The sequence below is a fragment of the Nitratireductor sp. B36 genome (genome assembly GCF_020833685.1).
In the GTDB taxonomy this organism is placed as follows: Bacteria; Pseudomonadota; Alphaproteobacteria; order Rhizobiales; family Rhizobiaceae; genus Nitratireductor.
Genome location: NZ_JACKZY010000001.1, coordinates 248,054 through 263,165, shown reverse-complemented (window position 1 = coordinate 263,165; position 15,112 = coordinate 248,054). Strand labels below are relative to the sequence as shown.

The following is a 15,112-nucleotide window of genomic DNA, read 5'->3' as shown; positions in this document are numbered from 1 at the left end:
CTTATCCTCCAAAACGCACGGTTGCACCGAGCTTTACGGTCAGGCCAGGCTGTGCATGCATCCCATCGGAGATATCAGCGATCGGCAGCACGTACCGCTTATCGAAAAGGTTGTCGACGCGGAAATCAAACCGGAGGTTTTCGTTGGGCTGATAGTTGGCGTAGAGATTCACCAGGGTGTAATCCTCCGCGAAGGTCGATCCGCTGGGTGCCTTGTTGAACTCGACTTCGCCACCGAGTGTCAGTCGACGTTCGAGGAAACGCATCCCGCCATCAAGTGTCACGCTGGCCGAGGGTATGGTCGTAAGGTCCGAGCTGATGCCGTCCCGGTCTGTCTGGTGTCCGTCAATGATGGAAATCCCAAGGCCTGCAAAGTAGCGTCCTGCGTCGTAGCGGCTTTCCAGCTCAAACCCCTGAATCTCGGCAGCATAGACGTTTTGATACTGCGCGCACATCGTGTGCCCGAGACTGGCGCATTCACTGCCCGGAATCGCTGGAAAGGTGGGAATTGTGATGTAGTCGTCGATATCATTGTGGAAATACGCTGCCTTGATTCGCAGCGTGTCCTCGGCATTGAAGAGGCCGTCTGCCTTATAGTTCAGTCCAGCTTCCCAGGTCTTGCCGGTTTCGGGTCTCAGATCGGGATTTGGCAGAAACGCGAAGCTGAAACCGGGGAACGAATGCCCACCGGTGATATAGGCTTCCGACGTGTTGGGCGCCCGATAACCTTCCGAGTAGGAACCATAAATCTGAAGGCCGGACAGGAGCCCTTCGTTGAAGGGAGAAACGCCCACGCTGAGCCGAGGTGAGAAACGATCACCTGAACTCTTTTCCGAAGCTTCGAGCTCGTAGGAATCGTATCGCACACCAGCGACAACCTCCAACCAATCATAGGAAAGCTTGTCCTGGACGTAGGCGCCCCATACGCGTCGAGTGCCGGTGGGGTTGTAACTGTCCGATCCCCCGGAAGCTGCGCTGGAGGCAAAATCGTCATAGACCCAATCGCCACCGACGGTCAGTTCATGGGCAATCATTCCCGTGTCGAACCGGGACGTGTTCCAGATGTCGAAACTGGTGGTTCCCAGGTCGTAGCCGGAGGTGCCGGGGCGCGAACCCGTATCCGTCTGGGTCAGATCTATATTGTTTACAGCGGCCTTGACGTTGAGGTTCAACCACTTTTCTTCGGCGTCGGAGATCTTGAATTCTCCTGTGAATGTGTCGCTGTCGAGTTGGTAGTCACGTGTTTCGGTCGAAGACCATTCATCGCGAGATCCGGTCCAGCCCAGGGTCAGCTCGCTATTCTCGGTCGGTCTGACGGTACCCTTCAGGTGACCACTCAGCACATCAAAGCTTGAATTGTCGACGCGCGTGCCATCGCCATCCTTGTAGTCGCCATAGTCGCGCCAGACGATATTACCGAGAATGGAGGCCGCGTCGTTGAAGCGATAGGCGCCGATCGCGCTGGTGGTCCAGCCCGAGCCGTTCGATTCATAGCGGCCCGTCAGCGACAGGGCGTAATTCTCGTCATCCCGCAGGAAATCATCGGGCTTCTTGGTTTCAAAATACACGACGCCGCCAATTGCGCCCGATCCGAACGTGTTGGCACTGGGGCCACGAATGACATCCACCTGTTCTACGAGCAGCGGATCGAGCCAGAACATGCGCGACACGTCATGCCCCGCCTTATGGAAATTCTGACGTGCGCCGTCGATGATCACGGAGACGCGGCCGGCATCCTGAAGCCCACGAATGTTGATGTTGCTGACCGCCGGGCGACCATCCGAGTAGACCTTGATCCCCGGGACGCCGAAAAAGATGTCATTGGCATTCGTCGCCATGCGGCGCTCCAGTTCCTCGCCGCTGATCTGGCTTACCGAGGCCATTGTTTCGAGCGCGCTCTCGCCGGTCCGACTCACCACCGTGATACGGTCGAGAAGTGTGACGTCGCCTGAAGGCTCCGACATTACGATTGGCGCTTCCTGCGCCATCGCGGTCATCGATAGCGCCAATGTCGCCATCGAGGTTCCGCACAGCAAACCAAAGGTCGTGTGTCGCGTGTAGTTCCGCATACCCCAAATTCTCCAGCAATCAAACACAGCTATTGGCCGGCTGGCGCTGGCTTGCCGACGATTATCCGGCTAGGAAATTTATCTTGATAATTTCACTCCGGTATTGCGGTGGCTATAAAATATGATAATAAAAGTCAAGAAAGCGAATGACAGAAAACATGCTGTCGATGTGAGCCCAAGCCAGTGACCTGAAAATGGAGGTTCTTTCCAATGAAGACCTATTTGTCGATCGACCCGCGCGGACAGGCAGACATACAGCATCTGGCTGTCAGGCAAGGTGGCGTTACGCCTGATCGAACGATTTCAAGCACGGATCTCTTCGGAGGGCGTCGCGAAATCGGGATTGAGCATCATGGCGCCTATTATCGCCTGAAGATCACCCGTCAGGGAAAGCTGATTCTCAACAAATAGGTTTGTGGAATGAATGTTCAGACAGCACGCGCGCCTGAAGCCATCAGGCGCGCCCGTGATGAAAACCCAAAAATGCGCGAGCGCGACCTGGCGGCAATGCTTGGCATTTCGGAAGCAGAATTGCTCGCCGCATTTGTGGGGCATGGCGTGACCCGCATCGAGCCGCGCGTCGCTGATCTTCTTCCGGCGCTTGAGGCCGTGGGTGAGGTCATGGCCCTGACCCGTAATGAAAGCGCCGTCCATGAAAAGGTCGGGGTCTACGAAAAAATTACGGTGGCTGCGCAGCACGCGCTTGTGCTGGGGCGCGATATCGATTTGCGAATCTTTCCCTCTCGCTGGTCATTTGGCTTTGCGGTGGAAAAGCGCGATGGCGATGATGTCCGGCGCAGCCTGCAGTTTTTCGACGAGGCCGGTGATGCCGTGCACAAGGTGCATTTGAGGCCAAAATCGAATCTTTATGCATATCAGAAGCTCGTCGAGGATCTCCTTCATCCCGACCAGCAGGCTCCGCTCGATCTCCAGAGCGAGAAGGCCGACGAGGAAATCGCCACCGACGAACTGCCGGCGGCGAATGTCCTACGCGAGCGCTGGAGTGCGATGACGGACGTGCATCAGCTCTTCAATATTTTGCGCAAGCTGAAGCTGACGCGCCATCAGGCCGTCCACCTGATCGGTGAGGACTACGCCTGGCGATTGCAGGAGGATGCACTGACACAGATGTTGCACCAGGCGGTCCGCGAGACGGTGCCGATCATGTGCTTCGTCGGCAGTAGCGGATGCATCCAGATCCACACCGGCGCCATCGAGACGGTGAAGCCGATGGGGCCGTGGATCAACATTCTCGATCCGGGCTTCAATCTCCATCTGCGAACTGACCACGTGAAGGAATTGTGGGCTGTGCGCAAGCCAACCAAGGATGGCCACGTCACGTCCATGGAGGCTTATGGTGCCGGAGGTCAGTTGATCGCCCAGTTCTTCGGAGAGCGACTGGAGGGGCATGCAGAACGTGCTGACTGGCGTTCCATGGTCGAGGGCTTGCCGAGGCTGGAAAGCCGCCAGGTGGCCTGACGATCTCATCGGAAGGAAGCGCTGATCGGCGCTCCAGTTCAAAGAAAACAGATCTCTGGATCGTCCGCGCGCCGGGCGATGTCCAAGGATTGAGGGAGATTGTCGGATGACGCGCGAAGCGTTCGGATCGATGACGCGCAGAGGGATGGCGCGATTGTTTATGGGGTTGGTTGCCTCCGTGGGGGTCGGGTGTGGCTCCGTCGCTGCGCAGGAGGCCATTCAACCGTTCCCCGACGCCTCCAGACTGGTGTCGATCGGTGGAGCCATCACCGAGATCATCTACGGTCTTGGCGAAGGAGACAGGCTTGTTGCTCGTGATACAACGAGCACATATCCGCCACAGGCGGAACAATTGCCTGACATTGGTTATATGCGCGCACTGTCGCCCGAGGGGGTGCTCTCTGTCGGGCCAAGCGCAATTCTGGCGATGGAAGGAAGCGGTCCCATCGAGACGATGGATACGCTCAAGGCATCGCGTATCCCGGTAGTTACGGTGCCGGAGGGCTATGATCGTGAGGCGGTCCTTCGCAAGATCCGCGTGGTTGGAGCCGCATTAAACGCGGAAGCGAAGGCAGAAAAGCTCGCTCTTCAGGTGGAGGCGGATCTCGATGCCGCCCAAAAGGAAGCGCGCAAGCAAACCGATGGAAAGCGTGTGCTTTTCGTCCTTAGCATGCAGGGTGGCCGGGTCATGGTTGCTGGCAAGAACACCGCTGCTGACGGGATCATAAACATGGCCGGAGCCGAAAACGCCATGGATGGGTTCTCCGGCTATCGCCAGGTTTCAGCCGAAGCGGTGATTTCGGCTGCACCCGATGCGGTCCTGATGATGGCTCGAGGCGGTGCGGATCATCTTACGTCTGAGGATGTTCTTTCTCACCCGGCCATTGCCAGCACGCCGGCCGGCGAGGGTGGGGCACTCATTCGAATGGACGGGTCCTACCTGCTGGGTTTTGGTCCGCGCACAGCACAAGCGGTGCGAGACCTTGCTCACGCCTTGCAGGAAACGGAAACGGTAACCGACTGAAATGGCCTTACGTGACAATGTCGCATCCGTGTCCGGCTGGCGGTGGCGGGCCGAGGCTGATGGGGACCGCTCGGCCCGTGCACGCGCGATCATACTGGGGCTTGTCCTGCTTTATCTGCTCCTGTTTCTCACAAGCCTTGGTTCGGGCGCGTCCGATACATCGTTCTGGAGCGTGTTTTCTGGATGGCTTGGTGGCGGGACGGATAGCCTCCCGCTACGCGACCGCGTGGTGATATGGGATATCCGTCTGCCGCGTGTCGTTCTGGGAAGTCTCATCGGCGCGTCGCTGGCCGTGTCCGGCGCTGTCATGCAGGGGCTGTTTCGTAACCCGTTGGCCGACCCGGGCATTGTCGGTGTGGGCCCTGGCGCAGGGCTCGGCGCAATAACCGTTATCGTTCTTGGCAACACGGTGCTGGAACCGGTGATTGGCATATTTGGCATATATGCGCTGCCGCTGGCCGCCTTCTTCGGCGGGATTGTATCCACGCTGCTTCTTTACCGGGTAGCAACGCGGCGTGGTCAGACCTCGATTGCCACAATGCTTTTGGCGGGTATCGCGCTTGGCGCTTTGGCTGGCGCCTTGTCGGGCATTCTCGTCTATGCCGCTGACGATCAGGAATTGCGGGACCTGACATTCTGGGGGCTTGGCTCGTTGGCAGGTGCAAGCTGGGCTAAAATCTGGGCGGCTGGTCCGATCATTCTTGCAGCCCTAGCTGCAGCGCCCTTCCTGGCGCGCGGACTTGACGCCATGGTGTTGGGTGAGGCGAGCGCTAACCATCTTGGCATACGCGTCCAGCGGGTGAAGAATTGCGCCATTCTGACAGTGGCGGCGGCCACAGGTGCATCCGTCGCAGTGGCCGGCGGGATCGGGTTTGTCGGGATTGTCGTGCCGCATCTCCTGCGCCTGACCATTGGACCTGAACACCGCTACCTGTTGCCGGCCTCAGCGCTTCTGGGAGCCTGCCTTCTTCTCGTTTCCGACGCCACAAGCCGCATGGTTGTAGCTCCTGCCGAACTGCCAATCGGGATTGTCACCGCAACGCTCGGTGCGCCATTCTTTCTATGGATTTTGCTGCGCCAGAGGGGGCTTCTGGATCTGTGATGGCGATCGATATCGATAATCTTTCAGTCCGGCTCGGCCGCAATCAGGTTCTACATAAAGTTTGCTTGTCGGTTAAACCGGGAACCGTTACGGCCATTGTTGGCCCGAATGGCTCGGGCAAGACCACTTTCCTGAAAGCGGTTTCCGGGGATCTGCCGTTTGAAGGTGACGTGAAGGTCAACGGCGAGACCTTGCGGTATATGCCGCCATGGCAGGCTGCCGCGCATCGGGCCGTGCTGCCTCAGGCAAGTTCGCTCTCCTTTCCCTATACGGTGCGGGAGGTGGTCAAACTCGGCCTTCTGGGCGGCCGTTCCGGGGCAACCCCGGCGGAAGAGAAGCGACTGCCGGAAAAGGCGCTCGAACGTGTGGATCTTTCAGGGTTTGCCGGCCGGTTTTATCAGGAGCTTTCTGGCGGTGAACAGCAGCGTGTTCAGCTCGCGCGTGTCCTCTGCCAGGTGTGGCTGCCGGTGCTCGACGGCCGACCGCGTTATCTTTTGCTCGATGAGCCGGTTTCAAGTCTCGACATCAAACATCAACTCATCATCATGAACATCGCCCAGACATTCGCGGCTTCTGGTGGTGGTGTGCTTGCGGTTCTGCACGATCTCAATCTCACTGCGCGCTTTGCCGATCAGGTGGCTATGATGCACCGTGGAAGGCTTGTCGCTTCCGGTACGCCGAATGAGGTGTTCAACGACGAGCTTGTATCCGATGTGTTTGAGTGTCGAATTCAGGTGGGTGTTCCGCCTGCCGAGAATCGTCCCTATGTGCTGCCGCAATCCGCCCAAATTTCAGTCAAATCCTCATTTTGAGGAAGAATCGACGCTGTCGAAGAGAGCCTTTGCGGAATCAGCGTGCGGCAGCGCGCTCGGGTAAATCATCGAGGCCAAGACGTAATCGCATATCCGGTCTGGCCACTGCGAGATCGCTGATCGTGTAGCCGGCCAGCACTTCGAAGAAGGCGTTCAACGCCTTGCGCAGCGCTTCATTTAGGCCGCAGCTTTCGACCAGCGGGCACTCTGCGTCGTCATTCTCAAAGCATTCCGCCATGGCGAAATTGTCCTCGGTGACGCGCACAACATCGAACAGTGTTATTTCCTCGGCGGGTTTTGCCAGACGAACACCGCCATGGCGCCCGCGAACGGTTTCGACGAAACCATGTTCAACGAGCGGCTGCAGGATCTTGAACAGGAAAAGGTCGGAGAGGGAGTATGCTTCCGCGATGTCGGAGATGCGGCTAAGCCGGCCTTCATTGGCGGCGCAATACATCAAAATCCGGATCGCATAATTGGTTTGTCGCGTTAGGCGCATAACAGTCCTTTCACATATCGTTCCCGCAATATGGCTTATTGTTTAGAATAATTCCAGAGTGAGTCTGGTGAAATCTGATCAAATTAATCAACTTTATAGTGATCGCGGCTCAAACCGCGACATCAGGTGTGCGAGCGGCTGACTTGTCATCCGTATTGCAATGCACAATATTTGGAGCAATCGCTGGAAGCGGTCGACAGTGAAGCCAGAGTAGGAGTTCTTTCCAGCGACCGTCGGCACTGGTGAACCAATGATTTCAGAAAGGCGGCGCCCATGAACGCGCATGTGTTGGAAGCGGAGATCGGAGGAGGGCCCACCGTTTCCGACTGGGTGGTCGTGGATCAGTCAATGATCGACCGTTTCGCCGACTGCACCAATGACCACCAGTGGATCCATGTGGATCGCGAGCGCACGGAGCGCGAAAGCCCGTTTGGCAAGCCGGTGGCGCATGGCTTCCTCACGCTGTCGCTCTTATCGAGCCTGTCTTATGATTGTGGCGCCTGGCCCGTGCATCTGGGCACCATTATCAATTACGGTTTGGACAAGCTTCGTTTTCTGGCGCCGGTAAGGGCAGGCAGTCGCGTTCGGCTGCGCACGACCCTGAAGAATGTCGAGGAAAAGGCGGCAGGCCGCCTTCTCATACGCCATCATGGCGAGGTGGAGATCGAGGGCGAGGAAACGCCTGCCTTGGTCGCCGAGACCATCATCATGCTTATTCTGGAAGAAAAGGCCGCCTGAGCGGCACATTTTCTGAAGCCTATTCGGCGTCGGGCTGATTCATGGGAGCGGCCTGCTGGAAGGGCTTCAGCGCCATGCAGGCGTCGTTGATGCGCTGGATGGTGGGGTAGGGCGTCATGTCGACGTCGAAACGTTTGTTGTTGGTAACCTGACCCACAAGGCAGATGTCTGCCAAGCCGGGGGTGTCACCGTGGCAGAACGTACCTGTCTCAGCGCTTTCGGCCAGCATCTTCTCCAGCGGCTCGAATGTGGCGTTCACCCAGTGGCGGAACCAGGAGCCGATTTCCGCATCGCCGGCACCATAACGTTCTTTCAGCGTGTTCAAAATGCGCAGATTGTTCACCGGATGGATATCGCAGGCGATCATCTGTGAGAGCATGCGAACCCGTGCGCGGCCGTGCGGATCGGATGGCAGGAGCGGAGGCTCCGGCACCATCTCGTCGAGAAATTCCATGATCGCCATGGACTGCGCGATCATTGTGCCGTCGCTCCACACCAGAGCCGGTACGAGACCCTGCGGGTTGACCGAGAGATAGGCCTCACCGCGATGTTCACCATGGCGAAGATGGTGCGCGGCATAGCGATAGTCGATCCCCTTCATGGCAAGCGCGATGCGCACCCGGTAGGAGGTGGAGGAGCGAAAATAGCTGTGCAGGACGATCTCGCTCATCTCACGCCTCGCCAATGGTAATGGCGATCTCGCCGATGCCGTCGACGCCGCCTTCCACATGATCGCCCGGTTGGAGCGCGCCGACGCCGGCAGGCGTTCCGGAGTAGATCAGATCGCCGGCCTTCAGCTCCATGGCCTGGCTGCACAGGGCGATCACGTCAGCAACCGGCCAGATCAGCTCGTCCAGATCGCCTTCCTGGCGGATTTCGCCATTGACGGCGAGCCAGACGCGGCCCTCAGACGGGTGACCGGTCTCGGCAACACGCACGATAGGGCCGCAGGGCGACGAGCGGTCGAACGCCTTGCCCCAGTCCCAAGGGCGGCCCTTCTTCTTCGCTTCTCCCTGAAGATCGCGCCGCGTGAGGTCGAGCCCGACCGCATAACCATAGACGTGGTCGAGCGCATGGGCCGGGTCGATGTTGCTGCCGCCCTTGCCGATGGCGACGACCATCTCGATTTCGTGGTGAAGATCTTTGGTCAGGCTGGGATAGGGGATCACCGTGTCGGTATCGACCACGGCGTCAGCCGGTTTGGTGAAGAAGAATGGCGGCTCGCGGTCCGAATCATGGCCCATTTCGCGCGCGTGGGCGGCATAGTTGCGCCCGACGCAGAAGATGCGCCGCACGGGAAAGCGCGCTTCTTCGCCGGCTACGGCGACGGACGGTTGCGGGGCGGGCGGAAAAACGAAATCGGACATGAAATTCTCCCAGAACATTGGGGAGAAGAGATGGCCGAATTGACGCTCGGGGGCAAGGCCCCGAAGCGTCGGAGTCTAGGGTCAGGACCTATTAATACGGCCACAATGGCGTTCGATAGACCAAGAGATGCAAGGAAAAGCCCGCAGAGCGGGGCCTTTCCCCGGTCAAGGGGTTTGACGCGGCAGGTTGGCGGTCTATCGAGCGTCCTTCGGATCGGCCTGATCAGCACGGGCTACTTTGTCACAAGGCCTTGAAAGACATGAAGTCTTCCTGCGGCCTTGCTTCGCGTATCCGCACAGATCAGGCCGACCATTGCGGCCATATTAGTAGGTCCTGACCCTCGAGATCAGCCCTTGAAGACGCTCTTCACGGCCTTGGCGGTCGCATCGACAATCGTGTCTGCTTCTTCGCGCGTCAGGCAGAGCGGGGGCGCAAAGCCCAGAATGTCGCCCTGCGGCATGGCGCGGCCGATGACGCCCTGTTCGAGAAGGGCTGCGGCCATCTGCGGGCCGATCTTCTCGGAAGCGTCGAAGAACTGGCGGTTCTCGCGCTCCTTCACGAATTCGACGGCGCAGAGCATGCCTTCGCCGCGCACTTCGCCGACATGGACGTGGTCGCCGATTGCGTCACGCATGGCGTTGACGAAGTAAGCGCCCGTCTCGCCGGCATTCTTGACGAGGCCGAGCTTGTCGACCAGTTCGAGATTGGCGATGCCTGCGGCAGCACCAATCGGGTGGGCCGAATAGGTCCAGCCATGGCCGATCGGGCCGTTTTCGTCCGTGCCGCGCTCGAGCACTTCCCACATCTTCTTGCCGACGATGGAGCCGGAAAGCGGCGCATAGGCGGAGGTGAGGCCCTTGGCGATGGTGATGAGGTCGGGTTCCATGTCGTAATGGATGGAGCCGAACATGGAGCCGAGGCGTCCAAAGCCGGTCACCACCTCGTCAGCGACGAGCAGGATGTCGTGCTTGCGCAGCACTTTCTGGATCGCGGCCCAGTATCCGGCCGGCGGCGGCACGATGCCGCCCGTGCCGAGCACGGGCTCGCCGATGAAGGCGGCGATGGTGTCCGCGCCCTCGCGCTCGATCAGCGCTTCAAGCTCGGCAACGCAATGGGCGGTGAACTGCTCCTCGCTCATGGAAAGGTCCGGGCGGCGGTAGTAATAGGGCGCTTCGGTGTGGACCACCTGGGCAAGCGGCAGGTCGAATTTTTTGTGGAAGAGCTCAAGGCCGGTCAGCGAGCCGGTCATCAGGCCGGAGCCGTGATAGCCGCGCCAGCGCGAGATGATCTTCTTCTTTTCGGGACGGCCGAGAATGTTGTTGTAGTACCAGATCAGCTTGACGTTGGTTTCGTTGGCATCGGAGCCGCCGAGGCCGAAATAGACCTTGGACATGGTCTCCGGCGCACGGTCGACGATCATCTTGGCAAGCTTGATGGAGGCTTCCGTGCCGTGGCCCACATAGGCGTGGTAATAGGCAAGTTCCTTTGCCTGCTCGGCGATGGCGTCTGCAATTTCGGTGCGGCCATAGCCGACATTGACGCAATAGAGGCCGGCAAAGGCGTCGAGCAGCTTGTTGCCGTCGCGGTCCTCGATATAGACGCCGTTGCCACCGGTCACGATGCGGTTTGGGCTTTCGCCGCGCGCATGCTGGGCCAGATGGGTCGAGGGATGGAAAAAGGCCTCGCGGTCCCACTGGTCGAGTTGGTCGTTCTTCAACAGCATGTCGCTCTCCTGTTCGTCTTGAATTGTGTGTCTTTCAGCGCCGCTCAACCGATGTCGCGGCAGACATATTTGATGTTGGTGAAGGCTTCCAGCCCGTGGCGGGAGCCCTCGCGCTCGAGGCCGGCCTGCTTGACCCCGCCAAAGGGGATGGGCGCGCCGGTGATCTTGGTGCGGTTGACCGCGACCATGCCGAACTCGAGACCGCGCGAAAGGCGGGCGATGCGGCCGGGATCCTGCGTGTGCAGATAGGCCGCAAGGCCGGTTTCGGTGTCGTTTGCCTTCGCCAGCACGTCCGCTTCGTCATCGAAGGGGGTGAAGGCGGCAATCGGGCCGAACGTCTCTTCGCGGAAAATGAGCGCGGTCTCGGGCACGTCGGCCAGAACCGTGGGCTCGAAGAAGGTGGGGCCGTGCCGCGACACGCTTCCGCCCGTTACCAGACGCGCGCCTTTTGCGAGCGCATCTTCAACCTGCTCGGTCTGCTTGGCGACCGCGCGCTCATGGATGAGCGGGCCGATATCGGGATCGGTGAGGCCGTTCCCGACCGTCAGTTCCTCGACCTTGCGGGCAAAAGCTGCGACGAAGGCGTCATAGATGGAGCGCTCGATATAGAAGCGGTTGGCGGCAAGGCAGTCTTGACCGGAGGTGGCGAACTTGGCCGAAATGGCGCTCTCGACCGCGTGGTCGAGGTCGCAATCGGCAAAGGCGATGAAGGGCGCATGGCCGCCAAGCTCCATGATGAGACGCTTCACGGTCGGCGCGGACTGCGCGTAGAGCAGGCGGCCGATCTCGGTGGAGCCGGTGAAGGAAAGGGCGCGCACACGGGTTGAGGTCGTCATCGCGCCGACCACTTCGGCTGCCTTGCCGGTGAGCACGTTGAAGACGCCTGCCGGCACGCCGGCGCGCTCGGCGAGTTCTGCAAGGGCGAGTGCGGAGAAGGGCGTCTCGGATGACGGGTGTGCGACCACGGTGCAACCGGCAGCAAGGGCCGCTGCCGCCTTGCGGGTGAGCATTGCGGAGGGGAAATTCCACGGTGTGACGAGGGCCGCGACACCCACCGGCTCACGCGAAACCTGCATGTCGGCATCCGGCAGATGCGAGGCGACGCTTTCGACCGAAACGCGTTTGGCCTCTTCGGCGTAGAAGGAGACGAAGGAGGCGGCGTAGTCGATTTCACCGTGTGCTTCGGAGAGCGGCTTGCCCTGTTCCAGAACCATGAGATGGGCGAGGTCCTCCTTGGCGGCGACGATCAAATCGTACCAGCGCATCAGGATCTGCGCGCGCTCCTGCGGCAGGAGGGCCGCCCAGGCGGGAAATGCCGCGTGAGCTGCTTCGATGGTCTCATCGACCTGCTCGGCGGTGAGAGCGGGAACGCAGCCCAGCCGTGCGCCATCGGCCGGGTTGAAGACATCCACGACCGGGTCGCCGGGGGCGGCGATCCAGTGTCCGTTCGCATAGGCGTATTCGCGGAAAAGACGCGGATCTGCAAGGTCGGACAGGGCGGTTTTCTGAAGGGCGGCAAATGCGGACATCGGCTTTCTCCCAAGCGGATTTCCAGTGTTTGGATTGACTGGGATTATGCCGTTCGGGTCGCCAAATTTTCTGACGATCCTGGCAGGGCGCGCCAAAGTTTCTTCTGAACTTCGCGGCCCGCGCCCGCTATTCCTTCTGCGCCGTCTCGTCGGTGTTCACCAGAACGCCGAGCGGGAACGCACCCGGCTGCTTCACCGGCTTGGTGACGATGTAGGTGAAATAGCGCGCCAGACCGACATTCATCTCCAGAAGCCGGTCGACCAGACGCTGATAAGCGTCGATGTCGCGGGCGATGATCTGCAAAATGTAGTCGAACCCGCCGCCAACAGCCCAGCAGCCGGTGATTTCATCGATGTTCTGCACGCTTCGTTCGAATCGCTGGAAGTCTTCCGCGCGGTGGCCGGCAAGTTCGGCGGCCATGAAAACGGCGATGTGCGGAGCGAGCTTCGCAAGCGCCACTTCTGCACGGTAGCCAGTGATGATGCCCGCCTTTTCAAGGCGTTTCAGCCGCTCCCAGCAGGGGGCGGGCGTGAGGTTCACGCGCTCGGCCAGCGCCGCCTTGGAGATGCGGCCTTCCCTTTGAAGAATACCGAGAATCTTGAGATCGCGATCGTCGAGCTTGAGCATGGTCAGCTCTGGATCGTCGTCCCGGCCCCCGCTGTCAAGGCCCGTGCGCGCGCAAAGGTGGCGATGGCCGTGTCTTGCGCGCCCGTTCCGGTGAGATCGCATATGGTGATCTGGTCGTCGCCGGTGCGGCCGGTCCTGGCGCCGGAAACGATGTCGCCGAGTTCGGGTGGCGTGTTGCCATTCCACACGCCGGCGCGGATGGCGGCCGCCAGTTCACCGAGTTTTTCGCACTGGCTCACCCGGTCGGCGACATAGAGATCGGCGCGGGAAAGGGCTGTCAGCTCGATCTCGTTCTTGCCTTCCTGATCGGAGCCCATGGCGGTGATGTGGAGGCCGGGATGCAGCCAGTCGGCCTTGAGAACAGGTTCCCGGGCCGGCGTGGTGGTGACGACAAGCTGGCTTTGAGCGACGAGGCGGGCCAGGTCCGTCTCGGCTTTTGCGTCGATGCCGAGGGTTTCGGCCAGATCGGCGGCGCAGGCTTCCGCCTTATCCGCGTCGCGCCCCCAGACGAGAAGGCGGGAGAAGGGGCGCACCTGATGCGCGGCGATCATTTGCAGGCGGGCCTGGACGCCGGTTCCCATGACGCCGGCGGTCTCGATTTCGGATGGAGCCAGGTGGCGGGCGGCAACCGCGCCGGCGGCAGCCGTGCGCACATCGGTGAGAAATCCGTTGTCGAGCAAAAGCGCCTCCACGAGGCCGGTTTTTGCGGAAAACAGGATCATCAGGCCATTGAGGCTCGGCAGGCCGATCTTCGGATTGTCGAAGAAGCCGGGGCTCACCTTGATGGCGAAGCCTTCGAAGCCCGGAATATAGGCCGTCTTCACGTCGACCTCGCCATGAACCTGCGGAATGTCCATGGAGAGAATGGGGGGCATGATGACAGAGCCCGAGGCGAGCGCGCGGAAGGCTTCTTCCACCACGTCGATGGCTTCAAGGTCGAGGCGGATGGCTTTGCGCAGATCGGCTTCGGTCAGGACGAGAATGTCATGCGGCATGGGGCGCTCCCTTGATGATCGTGTCGCCGAGCGCGACATCGCGGCCACAGATGATGTCGGTGAAGATCTGCATATCGACATTGCGTCCGGTGATGAGCGTGGCGGTGGGGCCGATTCTTCCGGAGATCTTGCCGGCCATGAGGGCGGCGGCACCGACGGCACTCGCCCCTTCGCACACCAGCCGGTCTTCGAAATAATGCGCCTGCATGGCGCGATAGATTTCTTCCTCGGTGACGAGCACGACATCATCGAGGTGTTTGCGGCACAGTTCGAAGGAATGGCGGTTTTCAAGCCCGATCCCGCCGCCGAGCGAATCGGCAAGGCTGGCCACTTCGGTGACGGCGACCGGTTCGCCGGCGGCAAGCGAGGCGTGCATGGCCGCACCCCGCTCCATGGTGATGCCGATGACACGGATGGAGGGTTTGATCGTCCTCAGCGCGAACGCGATGCCGCCGGCGAGCCCGCCGCCCGACAGCGGTATGAGCACGGTTTGAAGATCCGGGCGCTGCTCCAGAAGCTCAAGCCCGATCGTGCCCTGACCGGCGATGACGGCCAGATCGTCGAAGGGCGAGATTTCGCAAAAACCCTCTTCATCGGCGAGGCGGCGGCTTTCGACCTGCGCTTCATCCTGGCTTGCACCGATGATGCGGGCTTCGGCACCAAGCGCCCTGATGCCCGCAATCTTTGCCTCCGGTACGAGCTTCGACATGCAGATGACGGCGCGCAGGCCACGCGCACGCGCTGCATAGGCGACCGCGCGGCCATGATTGCCGGTGGAGCAGCAGGTGACGCCGGTGGCGTCATCCGGCAGGGTGAGCACCGCGTTGGCGGCACCGCGCAGCTTGAAGGCGCCGCTTGCCTGTCCAATCTCGAGCTTGAGGAGGAAGTCATCTCCCGCGAGACGGCTGAGAAAGGGCGACGGCGGGAGAGGGGTATCGAGTGTCGCAATACCGGCAATGCGGCGACGCGCAGCCAGAATGTCTGCCAGCGCAAGCGTAGCCCTGTGGCTCATGAGAATCTCCCGGATTGTCTGCGAGGCAGCGTGATGGTGCTGATTTGTACACAACATCGTTGGCTCCGGAATAGGACTAGCGACATTCGATGTCGTTTTCCTGCGATTCACCGGTTCGAAAATGTGATCATGGAA

Annotated in this window: 15 protein-coding genes; 6 read left to right on the top strand and 9 right to left on the bottom strand. The window is 60.4% G+C overall.

Annotation, left to right across the window (positions count from 1 at the left end; genetic code table 11):
- Position 1 precedes the first annotated feature (1 nt).
- Entirely contained in the window at positions 2 to 2,068 is a 2,067-nt protein-coding gene (locus tag H7H48_RS01285) for a TonB-dependent receptor domain-containing protein (protein ID WP_229447023.1), read from the bottom strand.
- 210 nt (positions 2,069 to 2,278) lie between these two features.
- Here H7H48_RS01285 and hemP point away from each other — a divergent pair, with 210 nt between their 5' ends.
- The 5 genes from hemP to H7H48_RS01260 all read left to right on the top strand — a co-directional run bounded on the left by hemP (position 2,279) and on the right by H7H48_RS01260 (position 6,485).
- Positions 2,279 to 2,479 (top strand): hemin uptake protein HemP, encoded by a 201-nt coding sequence (gene hemP / locus H7H48_RS01280; RefSeq protein ID WP_007006809.1) that lies wholly within the window; start codon positions 2,279 to 2,281, stop codon positions 2,477 to 2,479.
- Positions 2,480 to 2,488: 9 nt separating this feature from the next.
- Complete coding sequence (locus H7H48_RS01275; protein ID WP_229447022.1) at positions 2,489 to 3,547, top strand: hemin-degrading factor; 1,059 nt, start codon at positions 2,489 to 2,491, stop codon at positions 3,545 to 3,547.
- A gap of 106 nt (positions 3,548 to 3,653) precedes the next feature.
- A complete protein-coding gene (locus tag H7H48_RS01270) occupies positions 3,654 to 4,571 on the top strand; it encodes a hemin ABC transporter substrate-binding protein (protein WP_229447021.1) in 918 nt (305 codons plus the stop codon).
- Position 4,572: 1 nt separating this feature from the next.
- A complete protein-coding gene (locus H7H48_RS01265) occupies positions 4,573 to 5,673 on the top strand; it encodes an iron ABC transporter permease (protein ID WP_229447020.1) in 1,101 nt (366 codons plus the stop codon).
- Entirely contained in the window at positions 5,673 to 6,485 is an 813-nt protein-coding gene (locus tag H7H48_RS01260; RefSeq protein ID WP_229447019.1) for a heme ABC transporter ATP-binding protein, read from the top strand. The genes H7H48_RS01265 and H7H48_RS01260 overlap by 1 nt, the downstream gene beginning before the upstream one ends.
- Positions 6,486 to 6,522: 37 nt before the next feature.
- On the opposite strand, the gene rirA is transcribed toward H7H48_RS01260, so the two are convergent.
- Complete coding sequence (rirA, locus tag H7H48_RS01255) at positions 6,523 to 6,984, bottom strand: iron-responsive transcriptional regulator RirA (RefSeq protein WP_229447018.1); 462 nt, start codon at positions 6,982 to 6,984, stop codon at positions 6,523 to 6,525.
- Positions 6,985 to 7,257: 273 nt separating this feature from the next.
- Here rirA and H7H48_RS01250 point away from each other — a divergent pair, with 273 nt between their 5' ends.
- Positions 7,258 to 7,722 (top strand): MaoC family dehydratase, encoded by a 465-nt coding sequence (locus tag H7H48_RS01250; protein WP_229447017.1) that lies wholly within the window; start codon positions 7,258 to 7,260, stop codon positions 7,720 to 7,722.
- Between the two features lie 19 nt (positions 7,723 to 7,741).
- Here the strand turns inward: H7H48_RS01250 and maiA are convergent, their stop codons facing one another.
- The 7 genes from maiA to eutB all read right to left on the bottom strand — a co-directional run bounded on the left by maiA (position 7,742) and on the right by eutB (position 14,977).
- Positions 7,742 to 8,392, bottom strand: coding sequence for a maleylacetoacetate isomerase (gene maiA / locus H7H48_RS01245; protein ID WP_229447016.1), 651 nt, complete (start codon positions 8,390 to 8,392; stop codon positions 7,742 to 7,744).
- Position 8,393: 1 nt separating this feature from the next.
- Positions 8,394 to 9,089 (bottom strand): fumarylacetoacetate hydrolase family protein, encoded by a 696-nt coding sequence (locus H7H48_RS01240; protein WP_229447015.1) that lies wholly within the window; start codon positions 9,087 to 9,089, stop codon positions 8,394 to 8,396.
- A gap of 347 nt (positions 9,090 to 9,436) precedes the next feature.
- The gene (locus H7H48_RS01235) at positions 9,437 to 10,810 is read right to left on the bottom strand and encodes an aspartate aminotransferase family protein (RefSeq protein ID WP_229448051.1); all 1,374 of its coding nucleotides are present in this window, start codon (positions 10,808 to 10,810) and stop codon (positions 9,437 to 9,439) included.
- 47 nt (positions 10,811 to 10,857) lie between these two features.
- Positions 10,858 to 12,342 carry an NAD-dependent succinate-semialdehyde dehydrogenase gene (locus tag H7H48_RS01230; protein WP_229447014.1) on the bottom strand — a complete coding sequence of 495 codons (1,485 nt, stop codon included), beginning with the start codon at positions 12,340 to 12,342 and terminating at the stop codon, positions 10,858 to 10,860.
- 127 nt (positions 12,343 to 12,469) lie between these two features.
- Positions 12,470 to 12,970: an Lrp/AsnC family transcriptional regulator gene (locus tag H7H48_RS01225; protein ID WP_229447013.1), complete on the bottom strand. Its 501-nt coding sequence runs from the start codon at positions 12,968 to 12,970 to the stop codon at positions 12,470 to 12,472.
- A 2-nt stretch (positions 12,971 to 12,972) separates the two neighbouring features.
- A complete protein-coding gene (locus tag H7H48_RS01220; protein ID WP_229447012.1) occupies positions 12,973 to 13,965 on the bottom strand; it encodes a cyclodeaminase in 993 nt (330 codons plus the stop codon).
- Positions 13,955 to 14,977: a hydroxyectoine utilization dehydratase EutB gene (gene eutB / locus H7H48_RS01215; protein ID WP_229447011.1), complete on the bottom strand. Its 1,023-nt coding sequence runs from the start codon at positions 14,975 to 14,977 to the stop codon at positions 13,955 to 13,957. The genes H7H48_RS01220 and eutB overlap by 11 nt, the downstream gene beginning before the upstream one ends.
- Positions 14,978 to 15,112 lie beyond the last annotated feature (135 nt).